The sequence below is a fragment of the Bradyrhizobium sp. ORS 86 genome (assembly GCF_045571475.1).
Taxonomy (GTDB): Bacteria; Pseudomonadota; Alphaproteobacteria; order Rhizobiales; family Xanthobacteraceae; genus Bradyrhizobium.
This window is the reverse complement of the sequence record NZ_CP120699.1, coordinates 6,933,836-6,952,628: the sequence shown is the minus strand read 5'-3', so window position 1 is coordinate 6,952,628 and position 18,793 is coordinate 6,933,836. Positions and strand designations below refer to the sequence as shown.

Below are 18,793 nucleotides of genomic sequence, written 5' to 3'. Positions count from 1 at the left end.
GGTGTTGCCGTCATCTAGCATGGTTGGGAGGCCTGCCAAATCGACGACGGATGGGAGAGCGCAATGACGCAATCAGGCTCCAAGCCGAAAGCGAATGAGAATGCTGAAAAGCGCCGTCTGGACGATGCCCTGGAGGAGGGGCTGGAAGAGACGTTTCCGGGTTCCGACCCCGTCAACGTGACCCAGCCACCGCCCAGCAAGGAGGACCGGCACGTCCTGCGCAAAGGCGACAGACAATGAGGCGCCCCCCGGGTTGGCAGCGTCCCAAAGGAGTAATCCTTTATTTCACAACGGCTTAGCTTCGAATCGCGTGATTCGATGCCGGTAATGATTCATCATATTTTTTGAAGTCATTTTAGCGGCTGACACATTATAAGGCCGATGCACGCTAAAATGGCGGGCATTGGGGCGTTCTCGGCGGGTGGGTTCGAGAGGCCCACGCTGGGGGTGACATGAGCCGTAAATATTTTGGGACCGACGGGATTCGGGGCCGCGCCAATGGGCTGATCACGCCGGAGCTCGCGCTCAAGGTGGGGCAGGCCGCAGGTCTGGTGTTTCAGCGAGGCGATCACCGCCATCGCGTCGTGATCGGCAAGGACACACGGCTGTCCGGCTACATGATCGAATACGCCATGGTCGCGGGCTTTACCTCGGTCGGTATGGACGTGTTGCTGCTCGGCCCGATCCCGACCCCTGCGGTTGCGATGCTGACCAAGTCGATGCGGGCAGATCTCGGCGTCATGATTTCGGCGTCGCATAACCTGTTCGAGGACAACGGTATCAAGCTGTTCGGCCCGCAGGGCTTCAAGCTGTCCGACGACGTCGAGAAGCAGATCGAGCAGTTGCTCGGCGAGTCGCTCGATCGTCGCCTGTCGCAGAGCGCCAGCCTCGGCCGCGCTCGCCGCATCGACGGCGTCCATGATCGCTACATCGAATTCGCCAAGCGTACGCTGCCGCGCGACCTCAGCCTCGAAGGCCTCCGCGTCGTGATCGATTGCGCCAATGGCGCGGCCTATCGGGTGGTTCCGGAAGCGCTGTGGGAGCTCGGCGCCGATGTCGTTCCGATCGGCGTCGAACCCGATGGCTTCAACATCAACAAGGAATGCGGCTCGACCTCGCCTGAGGCGCTGTCCAAGAAGGTGCGCGAGATGCGCGCTGATATCGGCGTCGCGCTCGACGGCGATGCCGATCGCGTCATCCTGGTCGACGAGCGCGGCCACATCGTCGACGGCGACCAGTTGCTCGCCGTGATCGCGCAGAGCTGGAAGGAAGAGGGGCGCCTCGCCAAGCCCGGCATCGTCACCACCGTGATGTCCAATCTCGGGCTCGAGCGCTTCCTTCAAGGCAACGGCATGCACATGGTCCGTACGCCGGTCGGTGACCGCTATGTGCTCGAGCAGATGCTGGCCGGCGGTTATAATCTCGGCGGCGAGCCATCGGGCCATATCATCATGTCCGATTATTCGACGACCGGCGACGGCTTCGTGGCGGCGCTGCAGGTGCTGGCCGTGGTTCAGAAGCTCCGCCGTCCGGTGTCCGAGGTCTGCCGGCGCTTCGATCCATTGCCGCAGATCCTGAAGAACGTGCGCTACCGCAGCGGCAAGCCGCTCGACGACGCCGAGGTCAAGTCCGCGATCACCGACGGCGAGAACCGCCTTAATGGCCACGGTCGGCTCCTGATCCGCCCCTCCGGCACCGAGCCGGTGATCCGCGTGATGGGCGAGGGCGACGACCGTATCCTGGTGGAAGAGGTCGTCGACAACATCGTCAGCGCGCTCGGCCACGCCGCAGCGGCTTAGTACCTGTCATTTCCGGGTCGCGCGAATGCGCGCCCGAACCGAGAGGCCGCGGCGTACTGGATGGCCCGCCGGAGCCTGTCATCGGGCGCGCGTTCGCGCGACCCGGTGGCGGGCCATGACGACTGAGAGAATGTGCATCCGCATCCTCGCGACATGATTTGTCCGAGCCTTGCATCTCGTTCCGCCCTCTACGAAGTGAACGCGGTGTCATCACCCGCGCATGCGGGTGATCCAGTATTCCAGAGAAGCTGGTGCTTGAACCGAGAGGCCGCGGCGTATTGGATGGCCCGCCGGAGCCTGTCATCGGGCGCGCGTTCGCGCGACCCGGTGGCGGGCCATGACGACTGAGAGAGAATGTGCATCCGCATTCTCGGACATCATTTGTCCGAGCCTTGCATCTCGAGGCGCAGCGACGCTGACCACACAGCGCATCGCTGCTATCGGCTCATGCGACTGGTCGCTGTCACCTCCGCGTCGACCCCGACGGGGCCAATCGCGTTTGTGCAGGGTTAAGCATTCGCTAACAGGCGCGCGTTCCCTGCGCCGTCGCTAGGCGCAATCGTCAACGCATCGTTAGGACTTGCGGCGGAATCGCCATCTTGCTGTGCCGTGAATGCATCACTCGCGACAGCAAAAGCGAGATTGCGCGAAGATTGGTGAGGGATCGTCAACCTTAAAAATTAGGGTTAAGTGCCGCTTAAGCATTTGCTGGCATCGTTTGGTCCGTGAGTTTCAGACGTGGGGCTTTGCGTGTTCGCCTCACTGGCCAAAAGGACAAAGCCAAATGCGTAGCGTTAAGTCTTTGATTGCCGCGGGCGCGGCATCCCTGCTGTCCTCCGCGGCGTTCGCCGCCGACATGCCTATCATGCCGCCGCCCCCGATGGCGTATGCGCCGCCGCCGGTGCAGGACTTCGGCGGCTGGTATCTCCGCGGCGATATCGGCATGACCAACCTCAACGGCAAGCTGTTTGCGCCTGGCTACAATGACGCCTCGACCGTGTCTGTTCGGCAGGTCGGCCACGGCTTTACTGGTGGAACGTCGTTCGGCCTCGGCGTCGGTTATCAGTTCAACAATTGGTTCCGTGCCGACATTACCGGTGAGTATCGTTCCAAGGTGAACTTCAATGGCAATGATTTCGCAGTGATCAGTGGCTTGAACGGCGTGCCCGGCAATTGGCCGCTCGGCGACACCTACAACGGAGGCATTTCGAGCTGGGTCGGATTGGTGAACGTGTATGCCGATCTCGGTACCTGGTGGTGTCTGACGCCGTTCATTGGCGCCGGCGTTGGTGGCGCCTGGAACAAGACTACGGGTTTGGCGGATTTGACCACGTTCCCGGCCAACAACCTGAGCACAAGCCTGTATCAGGCCGATGGTGCGACGAAGGTGAATTTCGCTTGGGCGCTGCACGCCGGTGTGGCCTACAAGGTCACCAACAACTTCACTGTTGAGCTGGCCTATCGTTACCTCGATCTCGGTTCTGCAGTTACCGGTGGCGGGTCGACCTTCGATGGCCACACCAGCACCCGTCCCTTCGAGTTCCGCGACCTGACCTCGCAGGACGTGCGGCTTGGCGTGCGCTGGACCTGCTGCGATGTGCCGCCTCCACCGCCGCCCCCGCTGATCACCAAGGGTTAATGTCCGGTCTTCACCGGTTAACGATCGCAGACGGCGCGGGATCATCCCGCGCCGTTTTTCTTTGTCGCCGATATCGCAGCTCTGCAACGCGAGCATGCCGAAAGCGGCCGGCGACAACGATTGGTTAAGGTTAACAGGCGATGATCAGCGCGTAATTTGCTGTATTTGGATGGAGCGTTGCGATGCGTAGGTTGTTGCTGGCGGCGATGATGTTCGGGGCGGTAACCGGCGCGCACGCCGCCGACATGCCGGAGTTCCTACGTGGCAGTCTCCCCGCTTCGAGCGCACCAACCAGAAACTGGGACGGCTGGTATGTCGGCGGTCAGGTCGGCCAAACATGGATCAATACCGACTTTGGCGGTAGCGTTTCATCCCTGACCAATTCCATCTTTCGCAACACCACGCTGCAGGCTCCGACGTCCCAATTCAATCTGCTGGGTCGGGTCAATGCGCAAAGCTCGGGCTTCGGAGCGTTCGTCGGACGCAACTATCAGTTTGACGACGTCGTGTTGGGAGTCGAAGCGAACTATACCTATTGGTCCGGCCTTACGACATCGACCTTCGGAAGCCTGGGTCCGATTCAAGTCGCACAGCCAACCTTGGTCCTGCCAACCGGCGCCACTGCCGCAGACGGCGTGACCTTGAATGGAAGCGCGTCGCTGAAGCTTAAGGACGAGATGACATTCCGCGGCCGCGCGGGTTGGGCAACCGGTGACTTCCTGCCGTACATCTTCGGCGGCCTTGCCGTCGGTCGAATGGACGTTGCGCGCACGGTCACAAGCTCCGTCAACAGAACGATCAACTTTGCCGACGGAAGTTCGACCACCTTTGCACTCCCGCAGTTTTCACAAACCGCAACGGATACGAGAACGGACAATTACGTTGCCGGCTGGACTGCTGGTCTCGGCCTGGAATACATGTTGTGGAACTGCGTTTTCGTGCGCGGCGAGTGGGAATACGTCAAGTTTATGCAGGTCAAGAATACATCGGTCACGCAGAACAGCGTACGTGCTGCCATCGGCTACAAGTTCTGACGCGCGCCACTTGGCTTGACATCGCAATGTGCGGCTGATCGGATGTTGCTCCGCAAGCGGAGCGCGATCACATGAAAATCTACGGCGACGCCAATTCGGGCAATTGCCTGAAGGTGAAATGGGTGTGCGACAGACTGGCGCTGCCCTACACGTGGATCGAGATCGATACGATGAAGGGCGGAAGCCGGACGCCCGAGTTTCTTAAGCTGAACGGTTGGGGCCAGGTGCCCACGGTCGAGCTGGACGACGGCCGCACGCTGGCTCAGTCCAACGCCATTATCCGCTATCTCGCGCGCGGCAGCGACCTGATCCCCACAGATGCCTATCGCGCAGCGCAGATGGATGCGTGGATGTTCTGGGAGCAGAACAGCCACGAGCCTTACGTGGCGGTCTGCCGTTTTCACATTGTGTATCTCGGCAAGGCGGTGGCGGATCTCGATCCGAACCTGGTGAAGCGCGGCTATGTGGCACTCGATCACCTGGAGCGGCAGCTCGGCGGCGCGCGCTTCCTGGTCGGGGACGCGTTCTCGCTGGCCGATGTCTCGCTGCTCGCCTACACGCGGGTCGCCCATGAAGGCGGCCTCGACCTCGATCGCTATCCCGCGATCAACCGCTGGATTGCCGATGCCGAGCGCGTGCTTGGCCTGCCGCCGGCACGCTGACCTGAAACGGAACGAACGACGATGACCGCACCGACATCCGCCACCATTCGCCGGGCTCGTCGCGACGACGTCGCCGCCATCGTCGGCATGCTGGCCGACGATCCGCTCGGCAGCGCGCGTGAGCGGATCGAGGATCCGCTGCCGCAAAGCTACTATCAGGCGTTCGAGCGGGTCGATCGCGATCCTAACCTGCAACTCGTGGTCGCCGTCGACGGCGAGGGAACCGTCGTCGGCTGCCTGCAACTGGCGGTCCTGCCGGGCATCAGCTCGCAAGGCGGCTCGCGCGGTTTGCTCGAGGATGTACGCGTCGCAAAGCATTGCCGCAGCCGCGGCATCGGCGAGCAGCTTGTGCAGTGGGCGGTCGCGGAAGCGCGTGCGAAGGGCTGCATGCTCGTCGAATTGTTGACGCATCACACCCGCGTCGATGCGCAGCGCTTCTATGAGCGGCTTGGATTCGCACGAAGCCATGTCGGCATGACGATTCGTTTCTAACGCGCTGGCGCGAAGGCGTACGGCCCCAGTCACCCGGTCGGTGCGAAGAGCCGCCGGATGACAGGCTCCGCGACGCAATCCATCCTCGGATATGACCAGGAGAGTGGAGCGACCGCAGACCGCTCTTCGGCCGGGGAGTTGCCGATTCCCGTGGTTTCACGGGTCAGCAAATTGGCGCCGCGTGGCGACGCCCCATCAATCAGCCGTGATGCCGATATCCGGCCGACGCATCCGAAGTTTCTTGACGTTCTGACGCCTTTCCACTATTTCCGGCGGCGGGAAACCTCTCCCCACCGAGAGGCAGCTATCTGGAAGGGTAGATTATGACTGCAGCGAAGCCCGCTTCGCGGCCCCATGTGCCGCATTTTTCCTCCGGCCCCTGTGCCAAGCGCCCCGGCTGGAACCCCGACAATCTCAAGGATGCCGCCCTCGGCCGCTCGCATCGTGCGAAGATCGGCAAGGCCAAGCTCAAGCTCGCGATCGAGCTGACGCGCGAGGTGCTTGAAGTCCCTGCCGATTACAAGATCGGCATCGTGCCGGCCTCCGACACCGGCGCGGTCGAGATGGCGCTGTGGTCGCTGCTCGGTGCGCGGCCCGTCACCACGCTCGCCTGGGAATCCTTCGGCGAAGGCTGGGTCAGCGACATCGTCAAGGAATTGAAGCTGAAGGACGTCACCAAGCTGAACGCGGCTTACGGTGAAATCCCCGATCTCTCCAAGGTGGACCCCGCGTCCGACGTCGTCTTCACCTGGAACGGCACCACTTCGGGCGCGCGCGTGCCGAATGCTGACTGGATCAGCGCGACCCGCGAAGGCCTCACGATTTGCGATGCGACCTCGGCCGCCTTTGCGCAGCCGCTCGACTTCGCCAAGCTCGATGTCGTCACCTTCTCCTGGCAGAAGGCGCTCGGCGGCGAGGCCGCACACGGCATGCTGATCCTCTCGCCGCGCGCGGTCGAGCGGCTGGAGACCTACAAGCCGGCCTGGCCGCTGCCCAAGATCTTCCGCCTGACCAAGGGCGGCAAGCTAAACCAGGGCATCTTCGAGGGCGAGACCATCAACACGCCGTCGATGCTCTGCGTCGAGGATTATCTCGACGCGCTGAACTGGGCGAAGTCGATCGGCGGCCTGAAGGCGCTGATCGCGCGTGCCGACGCCAACACCAAGGTGCTTGCCGACTGGAAGGCGAAGACGCCGTGGATCGATTTCCTGGCGAAGGATCCCGCGATCCGCTCCAACACCTCGGTGTGCCTGAAGTTCACCGATCCCGCGATCACCTCGCTTCCATCAGAAGCACAGGCCGACTTCTGCAAGAAGCTGGTCGCGCTGGTGGAGAAGGAGAACGCCGGCTTCGACTTCGCGTATTACCGCGATGCGCCGGCGGGCCTGCGGATCTGGTGCGGCGCCACCGTTGAAGCAAAGGACGTCGAGCTGCTCACGCAGTGGATCGACTGGGCCTTCGCCGAGACCAAGGCAGCGTTGCCCAAAGCGGCGTAAGTTTTCTCTTGTCACCTCTCCCCGTTCTTACGGGGAGAGGTCGGATTTCCCCGGGCGATGCGCAGCATCGTCCCGTGCAATCCGGGTGAGGGGCCCTTTCGGCTTGTTCCTCGCCCGCGGCTGCCCCTCACCCCAACCCTCTCCCCGTAAGAACGGGGAGAGGGAGAAGTGATCAGAGACTTCACCACATCGGCCCGAGTGGCCTGCTCCCTCTGTGGGGCAAAGGAACATCCACATGTCCAAACCCAAAGTTCTCATTTCCGACGCGCTGTCTCCCGCCGCCGTGCAGATCTTCAAGGATCGCGGCGTCGACGTCGACTTCCAGCCCAACCTCGGCAAGGACAAGGAGAAGCTTGCCGAGATCATCGGCAACTATGACGGCCTCGCGATCCGCTCGGCCACCAAGGCGACCGCCAAGATCATCGAGAAGGCCAAGAAGCTGAAGGTGATCGGCCGCGCCGGCATCGGCGTCGACAATGTCGAGATTCCGGCGGCGACCGCCAAGGGCATCATCGTGATGAACACGCCGTTCGGCAATTCGATCACGACCGCCGAGCACGCGATTACCCTGATGCTGGCGCTGGCGCGCGAGATCCCGCAGGCCGATGCCTCGACCCAGGCCGGCAAGTGGGAGAAGAACCGCTTCATGGGCGTCGAGATCACCGCCAAGACATTGGGCGTGGTCGGCTGCGGCAATATCGGCTCGATCGTCGCCGACCGCGCGCTCGGCCTGCGCATGAAGGTGATCGCGTTCGATCCGTTCCTGTCGCCGGAGCGCGCCAAGGATATCGGCGTCGAGAAGGTCGAGCTCGACGACCTGTTGAAGCGCGCCGATTTCATCACGCTGCACACGCCGCTGACGGACAAGACGCGCAACATCATCGACGCGGCCGCGATCGCCAAGATGAAGAAGGGCGTTCGCATCATCAACTGCGCGCGCGGCGGCCTGGTCGACGAGCAGGCGCTGGTCGAGGCGCTCAATTCCAAGCATGTCGCCGGCGCCGCCTTCGACGTGTTCGTCGAGGAGCCGGCGACCGCGAACGTGCTGTTCGGCCATCCCAACGTGATCTGCACTCCGCATCTCGGCGCTTCCACCACCGAAGCGCAGGAGAACGTCGCGCTGCAGGTCGCCGAGCAGATGTCGGATTACCTGTTGTCCGGCGCAATCTCGAACGCCGTCAACTTCCCCTCGATCACCGCGGAAGAGGCGCCGAAGCTGAAGCCGTTCATCGAGCTCGCCGAGAAGCTCGGTTCGTTCGCCGGCCAGCTCACCGAGAGCGGCATCCTCAAGACCCAGATCACCTATGAGGGCCATGTCGGCGAGATGAAGATCAAGGCGATCACCTCGGCGGTGCTGTCGGGGCTGCTGCGGCCGATGCTGGGCGAGGTCAACGTGGTCTCGGCACCCGTCGTCGCCAAGGAGCGCGGCATGGTGGTGGACGAGGTCGTGCGCGCCGCGCAGAGCGACTATGAAAGCCTGATCACGGTCACCGTCACCACCGAGCGACAGGTGCGTTCGGTGTCCGGTACCGTCTATGCCGATGGCAAGCCGCGCCTCGTCGACATCAAGGGCATCCGCGTTGACGCCGAGTTCGGCAAGTCGATGATCTACGTCACCAACGAGGACAAGCCGGGCTTCATCGGCGCGTTTGCGAGCCTGCTCGGCGACGCCAAGATCAACATCGCGACCTTCCATCTCGGCCGCGTCAAGCAGGGCGGCGACGCCATCGCGCTGGTCGAGGTCGACGGCGCGGTGCCGGCAGACGTGCTTGCCAAGGTGCAGGCGCTGCCGCAGGTGAAGCAGGCCAAGGCGCTGAGCTTCTAAAAGCCTCTTCTCTGTCATGGCCGGGCTTGACCCGGCCATCTACGTCTTGCTTGAGGTCCGCGCTGAAAGACGTGGAAGCCCGGGCATTGACGACGGGGAAATACGTTTCAAACACAACGATATTCCGATCTGCGGAACTGAACGCCGTCTCCGACCCTGGAGGCGGCGTTTGTCGTCGGCAGGCATCCGGTATTCTTGTTGTGCCGGCCGAAATTAGGTGTACGAACGGGTCATGACACGCCACAATGACCGTCATCTCGAAGGGAGAAAACTATGCGTGAAGCCGTAATCGTTTCCTATGCGCGCACCGGCCTGGCGAAGTCCGGCCGTGGCGGATTCAACATCACCCCGCCGATGTCGCTCGCTGCGCACGCGATCAAGCACGCTGTCGATCGCGCCGGCGTCGACAAGGAGTATGTCGAGGATTGCTACCTCGGCAATTGCGCGCATGGCGCGCCGAACATCGGCCGCCAGGCGGCGCTGCTCGCCGGCCTGCCGAAGTCGACCGCCGGCGTCTCGGTGAACCGCTTCTGCTCGTCGGGCCTGCAGACCATCGCGATGGCCGCTAACTCGATCCGCTCCGACGGCTCGGACTGCATCGTCGCCGGCGGCGTCGAGAGCATTTCGATTCCTGGCGGCGGCTCGCCGAAGGAATCGATCGATCCGGATCTGCTCAAGACCGCGCCCGACATCTTCATGGCGATGATCGACACCGCCGACATCGTCGCCGAGCGCTACAAGGTCAGCCGTGAATACCAGGACGAGTATTCGCTGGAGTCGCAGCGTCGCATGGCGGCCGCGCAGCAGGCCAACAAGTTCAGGGACGAAATCGTCCCGATGAAGACCAGGATGAAGGTGGTCGACAAGGTCACCAAGGAAGAGAGCATCAAGGACTACGTCGTCGATCGCGACGAGTGCAACCGTCCCGAGACCACGCTGGAGGGTCTCGCCAAGCTCGAGCCGGTGAAGGGTCCGGGCAAGTACATTACCGCCGGCAACGCCAGCCAGCTCTCCGACGGCGCCGCCGCCGTGGTGCTGATGGAAGCCAAGGACGCCGAGAAGCGCGGTCTCAATCCGATGGGCCGGTTCGTCGCCTGGGCCTCGGCCGGCTGCGAGCCCGACGAGATGGGCATCGGTCCGATCTACGCGGTGCCGAAGCTCCTGAAGCGGCACGGCCTGAAGATCGACGACATCGATCTCTGGGAGCTCAACGAGGCGTTCGCCAGCCAGTGCCTCTATTCGCGCGACAAGCTCGGCATCGATCCCGAGAAGTACAATGTCAACGGCGGCTCGATCGCGATCGGCCATCCCTTCGGCATGACCGGCGCACGTCTCACCGGCCACCTGCTGCAGGAAGGCCGTCGCCGCAAGGCCAAGTGGGGCGTCGTGACCATGTGCATCGGCGGCGGCCAGGGCGGCGCGGGCCTGTTCGAGATCTATAGCTGAGGTCTCGGCTCGGCTGAGACGTTCGGACGACGACAGCACGGCGCCTTCGGGCGCCGTGTTTTTTTGTGACATGCATTCTCAGCCGTCATTGCGAGGAGCTCGCGACAAAATTGCAAAGCAATTTTGCGCTGAAGCGACGGAGCAATCCACTGTCCCGCATACGTGAAGCCGTGGCTTGCTTCCGCCTTCGCCAAAGGCTTCGGCGGACACGTCGCGGAGCCTGTCATCAGGCGCGCGTTCGCGCGACCCGTTGGCTCGCAATGACGACCGTGCGGGAGATGTTGGCAGGTCCCGCCGCCGCTGCGCCATCCAGCGGCCGCCATCGCGCCATCGTCACGCCGCACCGAAACCTCAATCGAACCAGTCGCTTCTTCGTCGCGTCTCACCACGAGCAAGCGTGCTCCGCGACGCCGGCGCACCTTCGCGCCTCGCGTGCCACGCGATGTTTCTCGGAGGGATATCAATGCGATTGATTGCGAATTGTCTGGTGACCACCAGCCTGGTGCTGGTCACTGCCCTGGCCGCCGGGCCGCTCCATGCGGCCGATCTCGACGCGACCTCGAATATCGACGCGGTCACCGTTTATCCCGATGGCGCGAGCGTTACTCGAGTCATCACACTGGACCTGCCTGCCGGCGACAATACGCTGGTCGCGAAGGATTTCCCGCTGTTGCTCGATCCGTCCTCGTTGCGGGTCGAAGGTGAGGCGGCTGCCAGGCTGTCGATCGGTGCGATCGACACGCGCGAGTCGCGTAAGATCGCGCCGGCCAACCTGCCGGAGATCGACAAGCGCATCGAGGCGCTGAAGGATGAACGCGCCGATCTGCAGGGCGCGATTGCGGCCGCCGAGGCGCGGCGCAAGTTCGCGACCCGCTTTGCCGAGGCCTCGCCGGCCGGCCTCGGCGAAAAGGGCGAGGCGCGCCCGGTGAGCGAATGGCGCGCCGCATTCGCGGCCGTCGCGGACGAAGTCGCAACCGCTGACAGCACGATCCGTGACGCCAAGCGCAAGCAACGCGACATCGACCGCGAGGTCGCGCGGCTCGAAGCCGACCGCGCCGCCAAGCCGCCGAGCAAGCTCGAGGTGCGGATCGACGTCGCCGCCACGGCCGCGACCAGGGCGACGCTGCGGGTGACCTATTCGGTGCCCAACGCGCGCTGGACCCCGCTTTATGACGCCAGACTCGATACCGGCGCGAAGGATCGCAAGCCGGCGATGGAGCTGGTGCGCCGCGCCGAAATCACGCAAGCGACCGGGGAGGACTGGTCGAACGTCACGCTCGGCGTCTCCACCGTCCGCGTCGCGCGTGGCGGCAATGCGCCCGACCTCAATTCGCTGATCGTGCAGTATCCGCTACCACCGCGACCGATGGCGGCAGCCAAGGCATTGGACAGCATGCAGCGCTCGGCGCTTGCGCCGGCACCGGAGGTCGAGCAGGGCGAGGCCTCGCTTCGCAAACATGCCGAGGAGCGCGAGGCGACCGCCGAGATTGGTGCCTTCCAGGCTACCTTCAGGATTCCGGGACGCGTCAGTGTCGCGGCAAATGAGAGTGCAAAAAGCCTGCGGATCTCGACGGCTGTGATCGTGCCGGATCTCGCGATCCGCGCCGTCCCGGTGATCGATCCCACCGCGTTCCTCGAGGCGAGCTTTGTGCAGAGCGACGACGCGCCGCTGCTGCCGGGGCGGGTGTCGATCTACCGTGACGGCATCTTCGTCGGCCGGGGCCAGATGGCGGCGACCGCGAAGGACGAGACGGTGCGGCTCGGCTTCGGCGCCGACGACAAGGTCAAGATCGAGCGCACGGTGGTGAAGCGCAACGAAGGCTCAGCCGGGCTCATCGTGACGACGTCGAAGACCGAGGAGCGTGCGTTCAAGACCACGGTGCGCAACGGTCACGATTTCCCGGTCAAGGTCGCGATCCTCGATCAATTGCCGGTCAGCGAGACCAACGACATCGTGGTCGAGATGTTGCCGTCAAGCACGCCCGCGACCACCACCAATCTGCGCGACAAGCGCGGCGTGCTGGAATGGGCGTTCGAGGCCAAGCCCGGTGAGGTCAGAGACATCAATTTCGCATGGCGGATGCGCTGGCCGAAGGACAAGGGCGTCGTGATGGTGCCGGCGGGCTAGCGCTCTTGTTGCGTCGTTGCGGAAGCCAACGGGTCGCGCCAAGACGCGCTGGAGGCTTCGCGGCGAAGCAATCCATCCCACAGCAATTGGAGAAATGACGGAAACGCTTTCCGCTGAACCGTTATAGGCTAGATCGGCCGCATGGTTTGCGGCAGCAGGAATGGCACGCCCTGGTCGGTGTGCTGGATCGCGGCGTCGATCTCGAAGATCTGCCTGATCGTCTCGGGCTGCATCGCGGTGGTGCGGTCGCCGTCGATGGCGAGGCGGCCGCGATGCAGCAGCAGGATGCGGTCGGCGAATCGCATTGCGAGATTAAGGTCGTGCAGGATCGCGATCACGGTGGTGCCGCGCTGCGCGCGTCGCCGTGCGGTCTCGACAAGATCGAGCTGGTGCCGCAAATCGAGACTCGAGGTCGGTTCATCCAATAGCAGTAGGCCGGGGCCGTGCTTTGCTTCACCACAGGCGAGCTGCACCAGCACGCGGGCGAAATGCGCGCGCTGCTGCTCGCCGCCCGACAGCGTCGGCAGTTGCCGGGCGCGGAAATGCGCCAGGCCCACTTCGTCCAGCGCGGCCTCGACCAGCCCGCGAGCCCCGGCGCGCGGGCTCTCGCCGGCGCCCATGGTGACGATTTCCTCGACCGTGAACGGAAAGCTGACGTTGACGTGCTGCGACAGCACAGCGCGGTGCTGCGCGAGCGCGCGCGGCCCGTAGGCGTGGATGTCGCGCTGCTTGAGGCGGACCGTCCCCCGCGATGGGCGGAGATCGCCGGATAGCATGCGCAGCAGGGTCGACTTGCCGGCCCCGTTGGGACCTGCGATCGCGACCATCTCGCCGGCGCCGATCTGCAGCGATACCGCATCGACCAGGGTCGTGCCGCCGACCGCGATCGACACCGCCTTTGCCTCGAGCAGGTCGGTCACAGCGAGACCAATCCGCGCTGGCGCAGCAGCATCGCGAGGAAGAACGGCGCGCCGATCGCCGCGGTCAGGATACCGATTGGCATCTCCGCCGGCGCGACGACGGTACGTGCCACCGTATCGGCGCCGACCAGCAGGATCGCGCCCGAAAGCGCGGAGGCCGGAAGCAGCAGACGATGCGACGGCCCGATCACGAGCCGCAACAGATGCGGCACCACGATGCCGACGAAGCCGACCACGCCGCAGACCGAGACCGCGACGCCGGTCATTGCCGACACCAGCACGATCGAGGTGCGCTTCAGCCGTTCGACGTCGACACCGCTGTGGAATGCCTCGGCTTCACCGAGCACCAGCACGTCGAGCCCGCGCGCGATCGAGAGGCATGCGACAACAGCGATCGCCAGCACCGGCGCCAGTGTCGTGACCTTGGCCCAGGTCGCGCCGCTCAGTGATCCCAGCAGCCAGAACGTGATGTCGCGGAGCTGGCGATCGTCGGCGGCGAACACCAGCAGCCCGATGCCGGCATTGGCGATCGCGGCGATCGCAAGTCCCGCTAGCAGGAAGATCGCAATCGAGGTCCGTCCGCTGCGGCTGGCGATGGCATAGAGGATCATGGTCGTGAGCAGTGAGCCGCCGAACGCTGCGATCGGCAATAGCTGGTTTTGCAGGACGCGCAGGGTCTCGCCGAGCTGGCTGTCGGTGAATACGATCGCCGCGGCGGCGGCAAGGGCGCCGCCCGAGGAGACGCCGACCAGCGCCGGATCGGCGAGCGGATTGCGGAACAGGCCCTGCATGATCGCGCCGGAGACGGCGAGCAGGCCGCCGATCATCGCGGCCGCCGCGATCCGCGGAATCCGGATCGACCACAGCACGAGCTGGTCGCGTGCGACGAGCGGGTTGGTGCCGTCGTCGATCCACAGGCCGAGCGCCGCGGGCAGCCGCGCCAGCGGAATGCCTGCGGCACCGACGGTCAGTGCGACCAGGGCGGTGCCGGCCAGGGCGGCGAGCAGGCAAGCAAGCGTGAGCGAGGCCGCAGGCCGCAGCGCAGCGCCGACCCGGCGTTTCGTCCCGTGCGGACGGCCTTCGGCCAGCACGCTCATTGCCGGCAGTTGGCCGTCAGGACGGCGGGCTTGAAGGTCTCGCCCTGCGGCGCCAGCTCTGGATAGAGCTTGAGTGAGAGATCGCGCGCCGCCGCGGCAGTGCGCGGCCCGAAGCCGAGCAGGTAAAGCCCTTCCATCGAGATGAAGGTCTTGTTGGCAGCGACCGGCGTCAGCGCGAAGGCCGGATGGCCGAAGATCGATTGGGCGCTGAGCGAGTCTTTGCCGCGGTCGATCGAGAGCACGACATCGGGCTTCGCCGCCACGATGGCTTCGTCGTTGATCGGCTTGTAGCCGTCATAGCCGTCGATCGCGTTGACGGCGCCGGCGAGCTGGATGATCTCGTCCGCCGCGGTCTTGTGACCTGCGGCCATGGCGCGCCCGTTCAACAGCGACATCACGAACATTACGCGTACCGGGTTCGTCACCCTGGCGCGCAGCGCACGCAATTGCGCGAGATCGGTCTCCACCGCCGCGCTCAGGCAGGCGGCGCGCCGATCGGCAGCCATGGCATGCCCGACTACCTTGATCTTCTCGACGAGCCCAGCCTCGGAGAACGTCTCGGGCACCAGCACCAGCGGCACCTTGGCAGCCTCCAGCACGTCGATGGTCTCCTTCGGACCGGAGCCCTGCACCGCCAGCACCAGCGTTGGGTGAAGGCCGAGCACGCCCTCGGGCGACAACTGGCGCATGTAGCCGACGTCGGGCTTCTCGTGCAGCGCAGTCGGGGGATAGAGGCTGGTCGAGTCGATGCCGGCAATGCGGTCCTCGAAACCGAGCGCATAGAGGATCTCGGTGATCGCGCCGCCGATCGAGACGATCCGCGAGGGGTCGTCGATCACGACGTCGCGGTCGCGGGCGTCGTGCACGGTGAGACCCTCGGCGGTCGCCATCTCCGGTGACAGCAGGCAGCAGAGCGTGAGCAGGGCGAGCGTGCGGCAAATTGTCATCATTGATGTCACTTGGTGAGGATCAGCTTGTTCTGCGACGTCAGCCGCAATCGGTAATTCTCTTCGCCATGCGCGATGATGATCTCGCGCTCCGCTGCAAACAGGTCGCGGCTGTCGATGCGATTTCCGCGCATGATCAGGGTTTTAGCTGCGCTCGAAGCGTTTTCCGTAGGCCTTCCGGCCGCGCCGCTGTTGTCTCCGGAAGCTTCCGACATTGTCCTGGTGCTGCGACTTCGAATTTTTCGGATGTTATATGTTTGTATAAGCGGGCCACGGTGCATTCCAACGGCCGCACTTTACAATCGATGTAAACAGCGTCGCCGCATTCTTGACCGCTTTGTTGCCGGCACGTAACCAATCGTCACACGATGCGGGCGGGTGGCTCGCATCGCAATGACATCGTTAGCCAGCAAGCCGCTCGCACGTTGCCGAGCGCACGCCAGCCAAACCAACAAGCGATCATCGGGCTGGGGCTGGTATGGCTGACGGGGCTAAGTATTCGCGCGCCCTGATTGTGGGCGCGTCAATGTTTTCATTTGCGGCAACCATGTCGGAGGGCAGTCTTGCCCAGACCGCTGATCCGTCGGCCGCGCGGCCCACGTCGGCGCTGCCCAAGCAGGCGAAGCGCAAGCCGGCGAAGCCGCCGGCCGAGCAGCAGACCGCGACTTCACCTATCAATGCCCGGGCGCAGATCGGCGCGGTGCCGGTGCAATCGCTCGACACCATCACGGCGGTTGCGAACAAGACCGATGAGCGCGCGATCGACGCGCTGGCGCCGGTGAGCGTCGTCACGCTGGAGAAGATTCAGGGCCTGCAGCCGAACCGGCTGTCCGACATCTTCTATAATGTGCCTGGCGTCTCGGTCCAGGAGCGCGGCGACGATCCGTCGACCGTCATCAACATCCGCGGCCTGCAAGACTTCGGCCGTGTCGCCGTGGTCGTCGACGGCGCGCGGCAGAACTATCAGCGCACCGGCCACAACGCCAACGGCTCGTTCTTCCTCGATCCCGAGTTGATCGGCGGCGTCGATGTGGTGCGCGGTCCGACCGCGAACATCAACGGCTCCGGCGCGATCGGCGGCGTGGTCTCGTTCCGTACCAAGGATATCGACGATGTGCTGCGTCCCGGCGAGCGCTGGGGCGTTGACATGTCGGGCTCCTACGGCACCAACCGGGATCGCGGCTTGGGCTCGGTGTTCGGCGGCGTGCGGGTCGATCCCAATGTCGATGTGTTCGGCGGCGCCGTCTATCGTACCCAGGGCAATTACAAGGACGGCTCGGGCACCGAGATCGGCAACACCGGCAACGAGATCGCCGGCGGCCTGATGAAGGTGACGATCCGCCCCGCCGAGGGCCACGAGATCAAGCTCGGCGGCGTATTCCAGGATTATCAGTATGACATCGGCCAGTTCAATCGCGGCCCGGTGCTGACCGCGGCGCAGCGCGCGCTGTATCAGGGCTCGTCAGTCTACGCGTCCGACGTCAGGAATTACACGGGTACGCTGAGCTGGAAATACTCCAGGCCGGACGACATGTTGTTCGACTGGAACATCTCGGTCTACGGCAACCGCACCGACAACGATCAGACCAAGACCTACCACTACAGCACGTCAGGCTCGGCCTATTGCGGGGCGGGCATTGCCGGCAACAACATCTCGGGATGCGTTGGCGACAAGCGCGGCTATTCGCTCGATACGGTCGGCCTCGACGTCAACAACACCTCGCGCTTCGACATCGGCGAATGGCGCAATGCCGTTACCTATGGCTTCGATGCCTTCCGTGACGATGTCCAGACTTTCGACAGCCGCGGCAACTCCAACATCACGACCCCCAGCGGGCAGCGCACGGTGTCCGGCGGCTTCGTCCAGTTGAAGCAGAATTATTCGAGCTGGCTAGAAATCGTCAGTGCCGTCAGGTACGACCGCTACGATCTCAGTTCCTTCAACACCTCGACCAGCGGCGATCGCTTCTCGCCGAAGATCACGGTCGGCGTCACGCCGGTCGCGGGCTTCACGCCCTATGTCAGCTACGCCGAGGGCTATCGCGCGCCGTCGATCACCGAGACGCTGATTGCCGGCGGCCACGCTACCGGCGGCGGCCCTGCGCTGTTCAACTGCCCCGACGGCACCAGCGGCCTGTTCTGCTTCCTGCCGAATCCCGGCCTGCGGCCCGAGGTCGGCAAGAACAAGGAAGCCGGCGTCAACCTGAAGTATGACGGCATCTTCTCGGCCGGCGATACGTTCCGCGGCAAGATCAACGTGTTCCGCAACGATGTCGACGGCTATATCGATCTGGTCGCCTCGACGCCGACCCCGGTGCCGCCGTTCGGCTCCTTCAGCCAGTTCTACCAATACCAGAACATCGCACATGCCCGCATCGAGGGAATCGAGGCGGAGACGATGTACGACGCCGGCACCTGGTTCCTTGGCGTCAGCGGCCATCTGATGCGCGGCAAGAACACCCAGACCAATATCGGTCTCGCTACGATCACGCCGCGCAAGGTGACGACGACGGCGGGCGTGCGTCTGCTCGACCGCACGTTGACGGTCGCGGCGCAGTGGTCGTCATTCGGCGCCAATAACGATCTTCCGGCGGGCTATCTCCCCTCGACGGCCTATGACCTCGTCAATCTCTATCTGACCTGGAACGCCACCAAGGACATCACCTTCACGGCGTCGGTCGACAACCTCTTGAACCAGTACTATCGGCCCTACGCGATCCCGGGCAGTTCGACCGACGGCACCACGCAGAACGACGTGTTGTTCTCGAGCCCTGGTCCGGGCACCGTTTACAAGGCCGGGCTGAAGATTCACCTCGGTGGAGCGTGACGCGACGAGCCGATCCTTCCATCCAGGTTGCTCCGGCCGCGCTGGTGCCCCCAGCGCGGCCTTGGCGCGTTCATGTTATCAACGAGATCAACCGGCAGGATCGCGAAAGGCGTCCGCCGCCAACAGGAGAACTCTTTCATGTTCATCGCAATGAACCGGTTTCAGGTGAAGAAGGGCTCGGAGGAAGCATTCGAGACGGTCTGGAAGACGCGGGAATCCTATCTCGGCGATTTGCCGGGCTTCATCGAGTTTCACCTGGTGAAGGGCCCCGAGGCCGAGGACCACACGCTCTATGCGACCCATACGGTGTGGGCGGACAAGGCCGCGTTCGAGGCCTGGACCAAGTCCGAGGCGTTCCGCCGTGCCCACTCCCGCGCCGGTAACGAGACCGGCGGCAGTCTCTATCTCGGCCACCCCAAGTTCGAAGGATTCGAGGTGCTGATCACCGAACGGGCGAAAAACGCTGCGGCGTAGTGGAGGT

The 18,793-nt window shown here is 64.1% G+C and carries 16 protein-coding genes; 12 read left to right on the top strand and 4 right to left on the bottom strand.

The features are described from left to right. Positions 1-63 precede the first annotated feature (63 nt). From P6U25_RS32115 to P6U25_RS32070, 10 genes are all read left to right on the top strand, one after another. On the top strand, positions 64-240 hold the full coding sequence (locus tag P6U25_RS32115) for a hypothetical protein (protein WP_407148748.1): 177 nt from the start codon (positions 64-66) through the stop codon (positions 238-240). Positions 241-452: 212 nt separating this feature from the next. After that, entirely contained in the window at positions 453-1,799 is a 1,347-nt protein-coding gene (gene glmM / locus P6U25_RS32110; RefSeq protein WP_407148747.1) for a phosphoglucosamine mutase, read from the top strand. Between the two features lie 784 nt (positions 1,800-2,583). Further along, positions 2,584-3,438, top strand: coding sequence for an outer membrane protein (locus P6U25_RS32105; protein WP_407148746.1), 855 nt, complete (start codon positions 2,584-2,586; stop codon positions 3,436-3,438). 182 nt (positions 3,439-3,620) lie between these two features. Next, complete coding sequence (locus P6U25_RS32100; protein WP_407148745.1) at positions 3,621-4,472, top strand: outer membrane protein; 852 nt, start codon at positions 3,621-3,623, stop codon at positions 4,470-4,472. A 71-nt stretch (positions 4,473-4,543) separates the two neighbouring features. Continuing rightward, positions 4,544-5,134, top strand: coding sequence for a glutathione S-transferase family protein (locus tag P6U25_RS32095; RefSeq protein ID WP_407148744.1), 591 nt, complete (start codon positions 4,544-4,546; stop codon positions 5,132-5,134). A 21-nt stretch (positions 5,135-5,155) separates the two neighbouring features. Next, positions 5,156-5,626 carry a GNAT family N-acetyltransferase gene (locus P6U25_RS32090; RefSeq protein WP_407148743.1) on the top strand — a complete coding sequence of 157 codons (471 nt, stop codon included), beginning with the start codon at positions 5,156-5,158 and terminating at the stop codon, positions 5,624-5,626. A 323-nt stretch (positions 5,627-5,949) separates the two neighbouring features. Next, on the top strand, positions 5,950-7,122 hold the full coding sequence (locus P6U25_RS32085; protein WP_407148742.1) for a phosphoserine transaminase: 1,173 nt from the start codon (positions 5,950-5,952) through the stop codon (positions 7,120-7,122). Between the two features lie 235 nt (positions 7,123-7,357). Next, positions 7,358-8,947, top strand: coding sequence for a phosphoglycerate dehydrogenase (gene serA / locus P6U25_RS32080; protein WP_407148741.1), 1,590 nt, complete (start codon positions 7,358-7,360; stop codon positions 8,945-8,947). 273 nt (positions 8,948-9,220) lie between these two features. Further along, a complete protein-coding gene (locus tag P6U25_RS32075; RefSeq protein ID WP_407148740.1) occupies positions 9,221-10,393 on the top strand; it encodes a thiolase family protein in 1,173 nt (390 codons plus the stop codon). A gap of 463 nt (positions 10,394-10,856) precedes the next feature. Continuing rightward, complete coding sequence (locus tag P6U25_RS32070) at positions 10,857-12,521, top strand: mucoidy inhibitor MuiA family protein (RefSeq protein ID WP_407148739.1); 1,665 nt, start codon at positions 10,857-10,859, stop codon at positions 12,519-12,521. Positions 12,522-12,649: 128 nt separating this feature from the next. Here P6U25_RS32070 and P6U25_RS32065 read toward each other — a convergent pair whose 3' ends face one another. From P6U25_RS32065 to P6U25_RS32050, 4 genes are read right to left on the bottom strand one after another with little or no spacing between them, the layout of a single operon-like run. Beyond that, a complete protein-coding gene (locus tag P6U25_RS32065; RefSeq protein ID WP_407148738.1) occupies positions 12,650-13,441 on the bottom strand; it encodes a heme ABC transporter ATP-binding protein in 792 nt (263 codons plus the stop codon). After that, complete coding sequence (locus tag P6U25_RS32060) at positions 13,438-14,538, bottom strand: FecCD family ABC transporter permease (RefSeq protein ID WP_407148737.1); 1,101 nt, start codon at positions 14,536-14,538, stop codon at positions 13,438-13,440. The genes P6U25_RS32065 and P6U25_RS32060 overlap by 4 nt, the downstream gene beginning before the upstream one ends. Continuing rightward, positions 14,535-15,485 (bottom strand): hemin ABC transporter substrate-binding protein, encoded by a 951-nt coding sequence (locus tag P6U25_RS32055; RefSeq protein ID WP_407152672.1) that lies wholly within the window; start codon positions 15,483-15,485, stop codon positions 14,535-14,537. The genes P6U25_RS32060 and P6U25_RS32055 overlap by 4 nt, the downstream gene beginning before the upstream one ends. Before the next feature lie 8 nt (positions 15,486-15,493). Beyond that, positions 15,494-15,700, bottom strand: coding sequence for a hemin uptake protein HemP (locus P6U25_RS32050; RefSeq protein WP_407148736.1), 207 nt, complete (start codon positions 15,698-15,700; stop codon positions 15,494-15,496). Positions 15,701-16,011: 311 nt separating this feature from the next. On the opposite strand from P6U25_RS32050, the gene P6U25_RS32045 reads away from it, so the two are divergent. Next, positions 16,012-18,312 carry a TonB-dependent hemoglobin/transferrin/lactoferrin family receptor gene (locus P6U25_RS32045; protein WP_407148735.1) on the top strand — a complete coding sequence of 767 codons (2,301 nt, stop codon included), beginning with the start codon at positions 16,012-16,014 and terminating at the stop codon, positions 18,310-18,312. A gap of 138 nt (positions 18,313-18,450) precedes the next feature. Further along, positions 18,451-18,786: an antibiotic biosynthesis monooxygenase family protein gene (locus P6U25_RS32040; RefSeq protein WP_407148734.1), complete on the top strand. Its 336-nt coding sequence runs from the start codon at positions 18,451-18,453 to the stop codon at positions 18,784-18,786. Positions 18,787-18,793 lie beyond the last annotated feature (7 nt).

What these genes read in the sequence shown, in the direction of transcription:
- serA (WP_407148741.1), top strand. Translation starts at nt 7,358, where the DNA reads ATGTCCAAACCCAAAGTTCTCATTTCCGACGCGCTGTCTCCCGCCGCC.
- P6U25_RS32085 (WP_407148742.1), top strand. Translation starts at nt 5,950, where the DNA reads ATGACTGCAGCGAAGCCCGCTTCGCGGCCCCATGTGCCGCATTTTTCC.
- P6U25_RS32105 (WP_407148746.1), top strand. Translation starts at nt 2,584, where the DNA reads ATGCGTAGCGTTAAGTCTTTGATTGCCGCGGGCGCGGCATCCCTGCTG.
- P6U25_RS32070 (WP_407148739.1), top strand. Translation starts at nt 10,857, where the DNA reads ATGCGATTGATTGCGAATTGTCTGGTGACCACCAGCCTGGTGCTGGTC.
- P6U25_RS32115 (WP_407148748.1), top strand. Translation starts at nt 64, where the DNA reads ATGACGCAATCAGGCTCCAAGCCGAAAGCGAATGAGAATGCTGAAAAG.
- glmM (WP_407148747.1), top strand. Translation starts at nt 453, where the DNA reads ATGAGCCGTAAATATTTTGGGACCGACGGGATTCGGGGCCGCGCCAAT.
- P6U25_RS32055 (WP_407152672.1), bottom strand. Translation starts at nt 15,485, where the DNA reads ATGACAATTTGCCGCACGCTCGCCCTGCTCACGCTCTGCTGCCTGCTG.
- P6U25_RS32090 (WP_407148743.1), top strand. Translation starts at nt 5,156, where the DNA reads ATGACCGCACCGACATCCGCCACCATTCGCCGGGCTCGTCGCGACGAC.
- P6U25_RS32060 (WP_407148737.1), bottom strand. Translation starts at nt 14,538, where the DNA reads ATGAGCGTGCTGGCCGAAGGCCGTCCGCACGGGACGAAACGCCGGGTC.
- P6U25_RS32045 (WP_407148735.1), top strand. Translation starts at nt 16,012, where the DNA reads ATGTTTTCATTTGCGGCAACCATGTCGGAGGGCAGTCTTGCCCAGACC.
- P6U25_RS32095 (WP_407148744.1), top strand. Translation starts at nt 4,544, where the DNA reads ATGAAAATCTACGGCGACGCCAATTCGGGCAATTGCCTGAAGGTGAAA.
- P6U25_RS32100 (WP_407148745.1), top strand. Translation starts at nt 3,621, where the DNA reads ATGCGTAGGTTGTTGCTGGCGGCGATGATGTTCGGGGCGGTAACCGGC.
- P6U25_RS32040 (WP_407148734.1), top strand. Translation starts at nt 18,451, where the DNA reads ATGTTCATCGCAATGAACCGGTTTCAGGTGAAGAAGGGCTCGGAGGAA.
- P6U25_RS32075 (WP_407148740.1), top strand. Translation starts at nt 9,221, where the DNA reads ATGCGTGAAGCCGTAATCGTTTCCTATGCGCGCACCGGCCTGGCGAAG.
- P6U25_RS32050 (WP_407148736.1), bottom strand. Translation starts at nt 15,700, where the DNA reads ATGTCGGAAGCTTCCGGAGACAACAGCGGCGCGGCCGGAAGGCCTACG.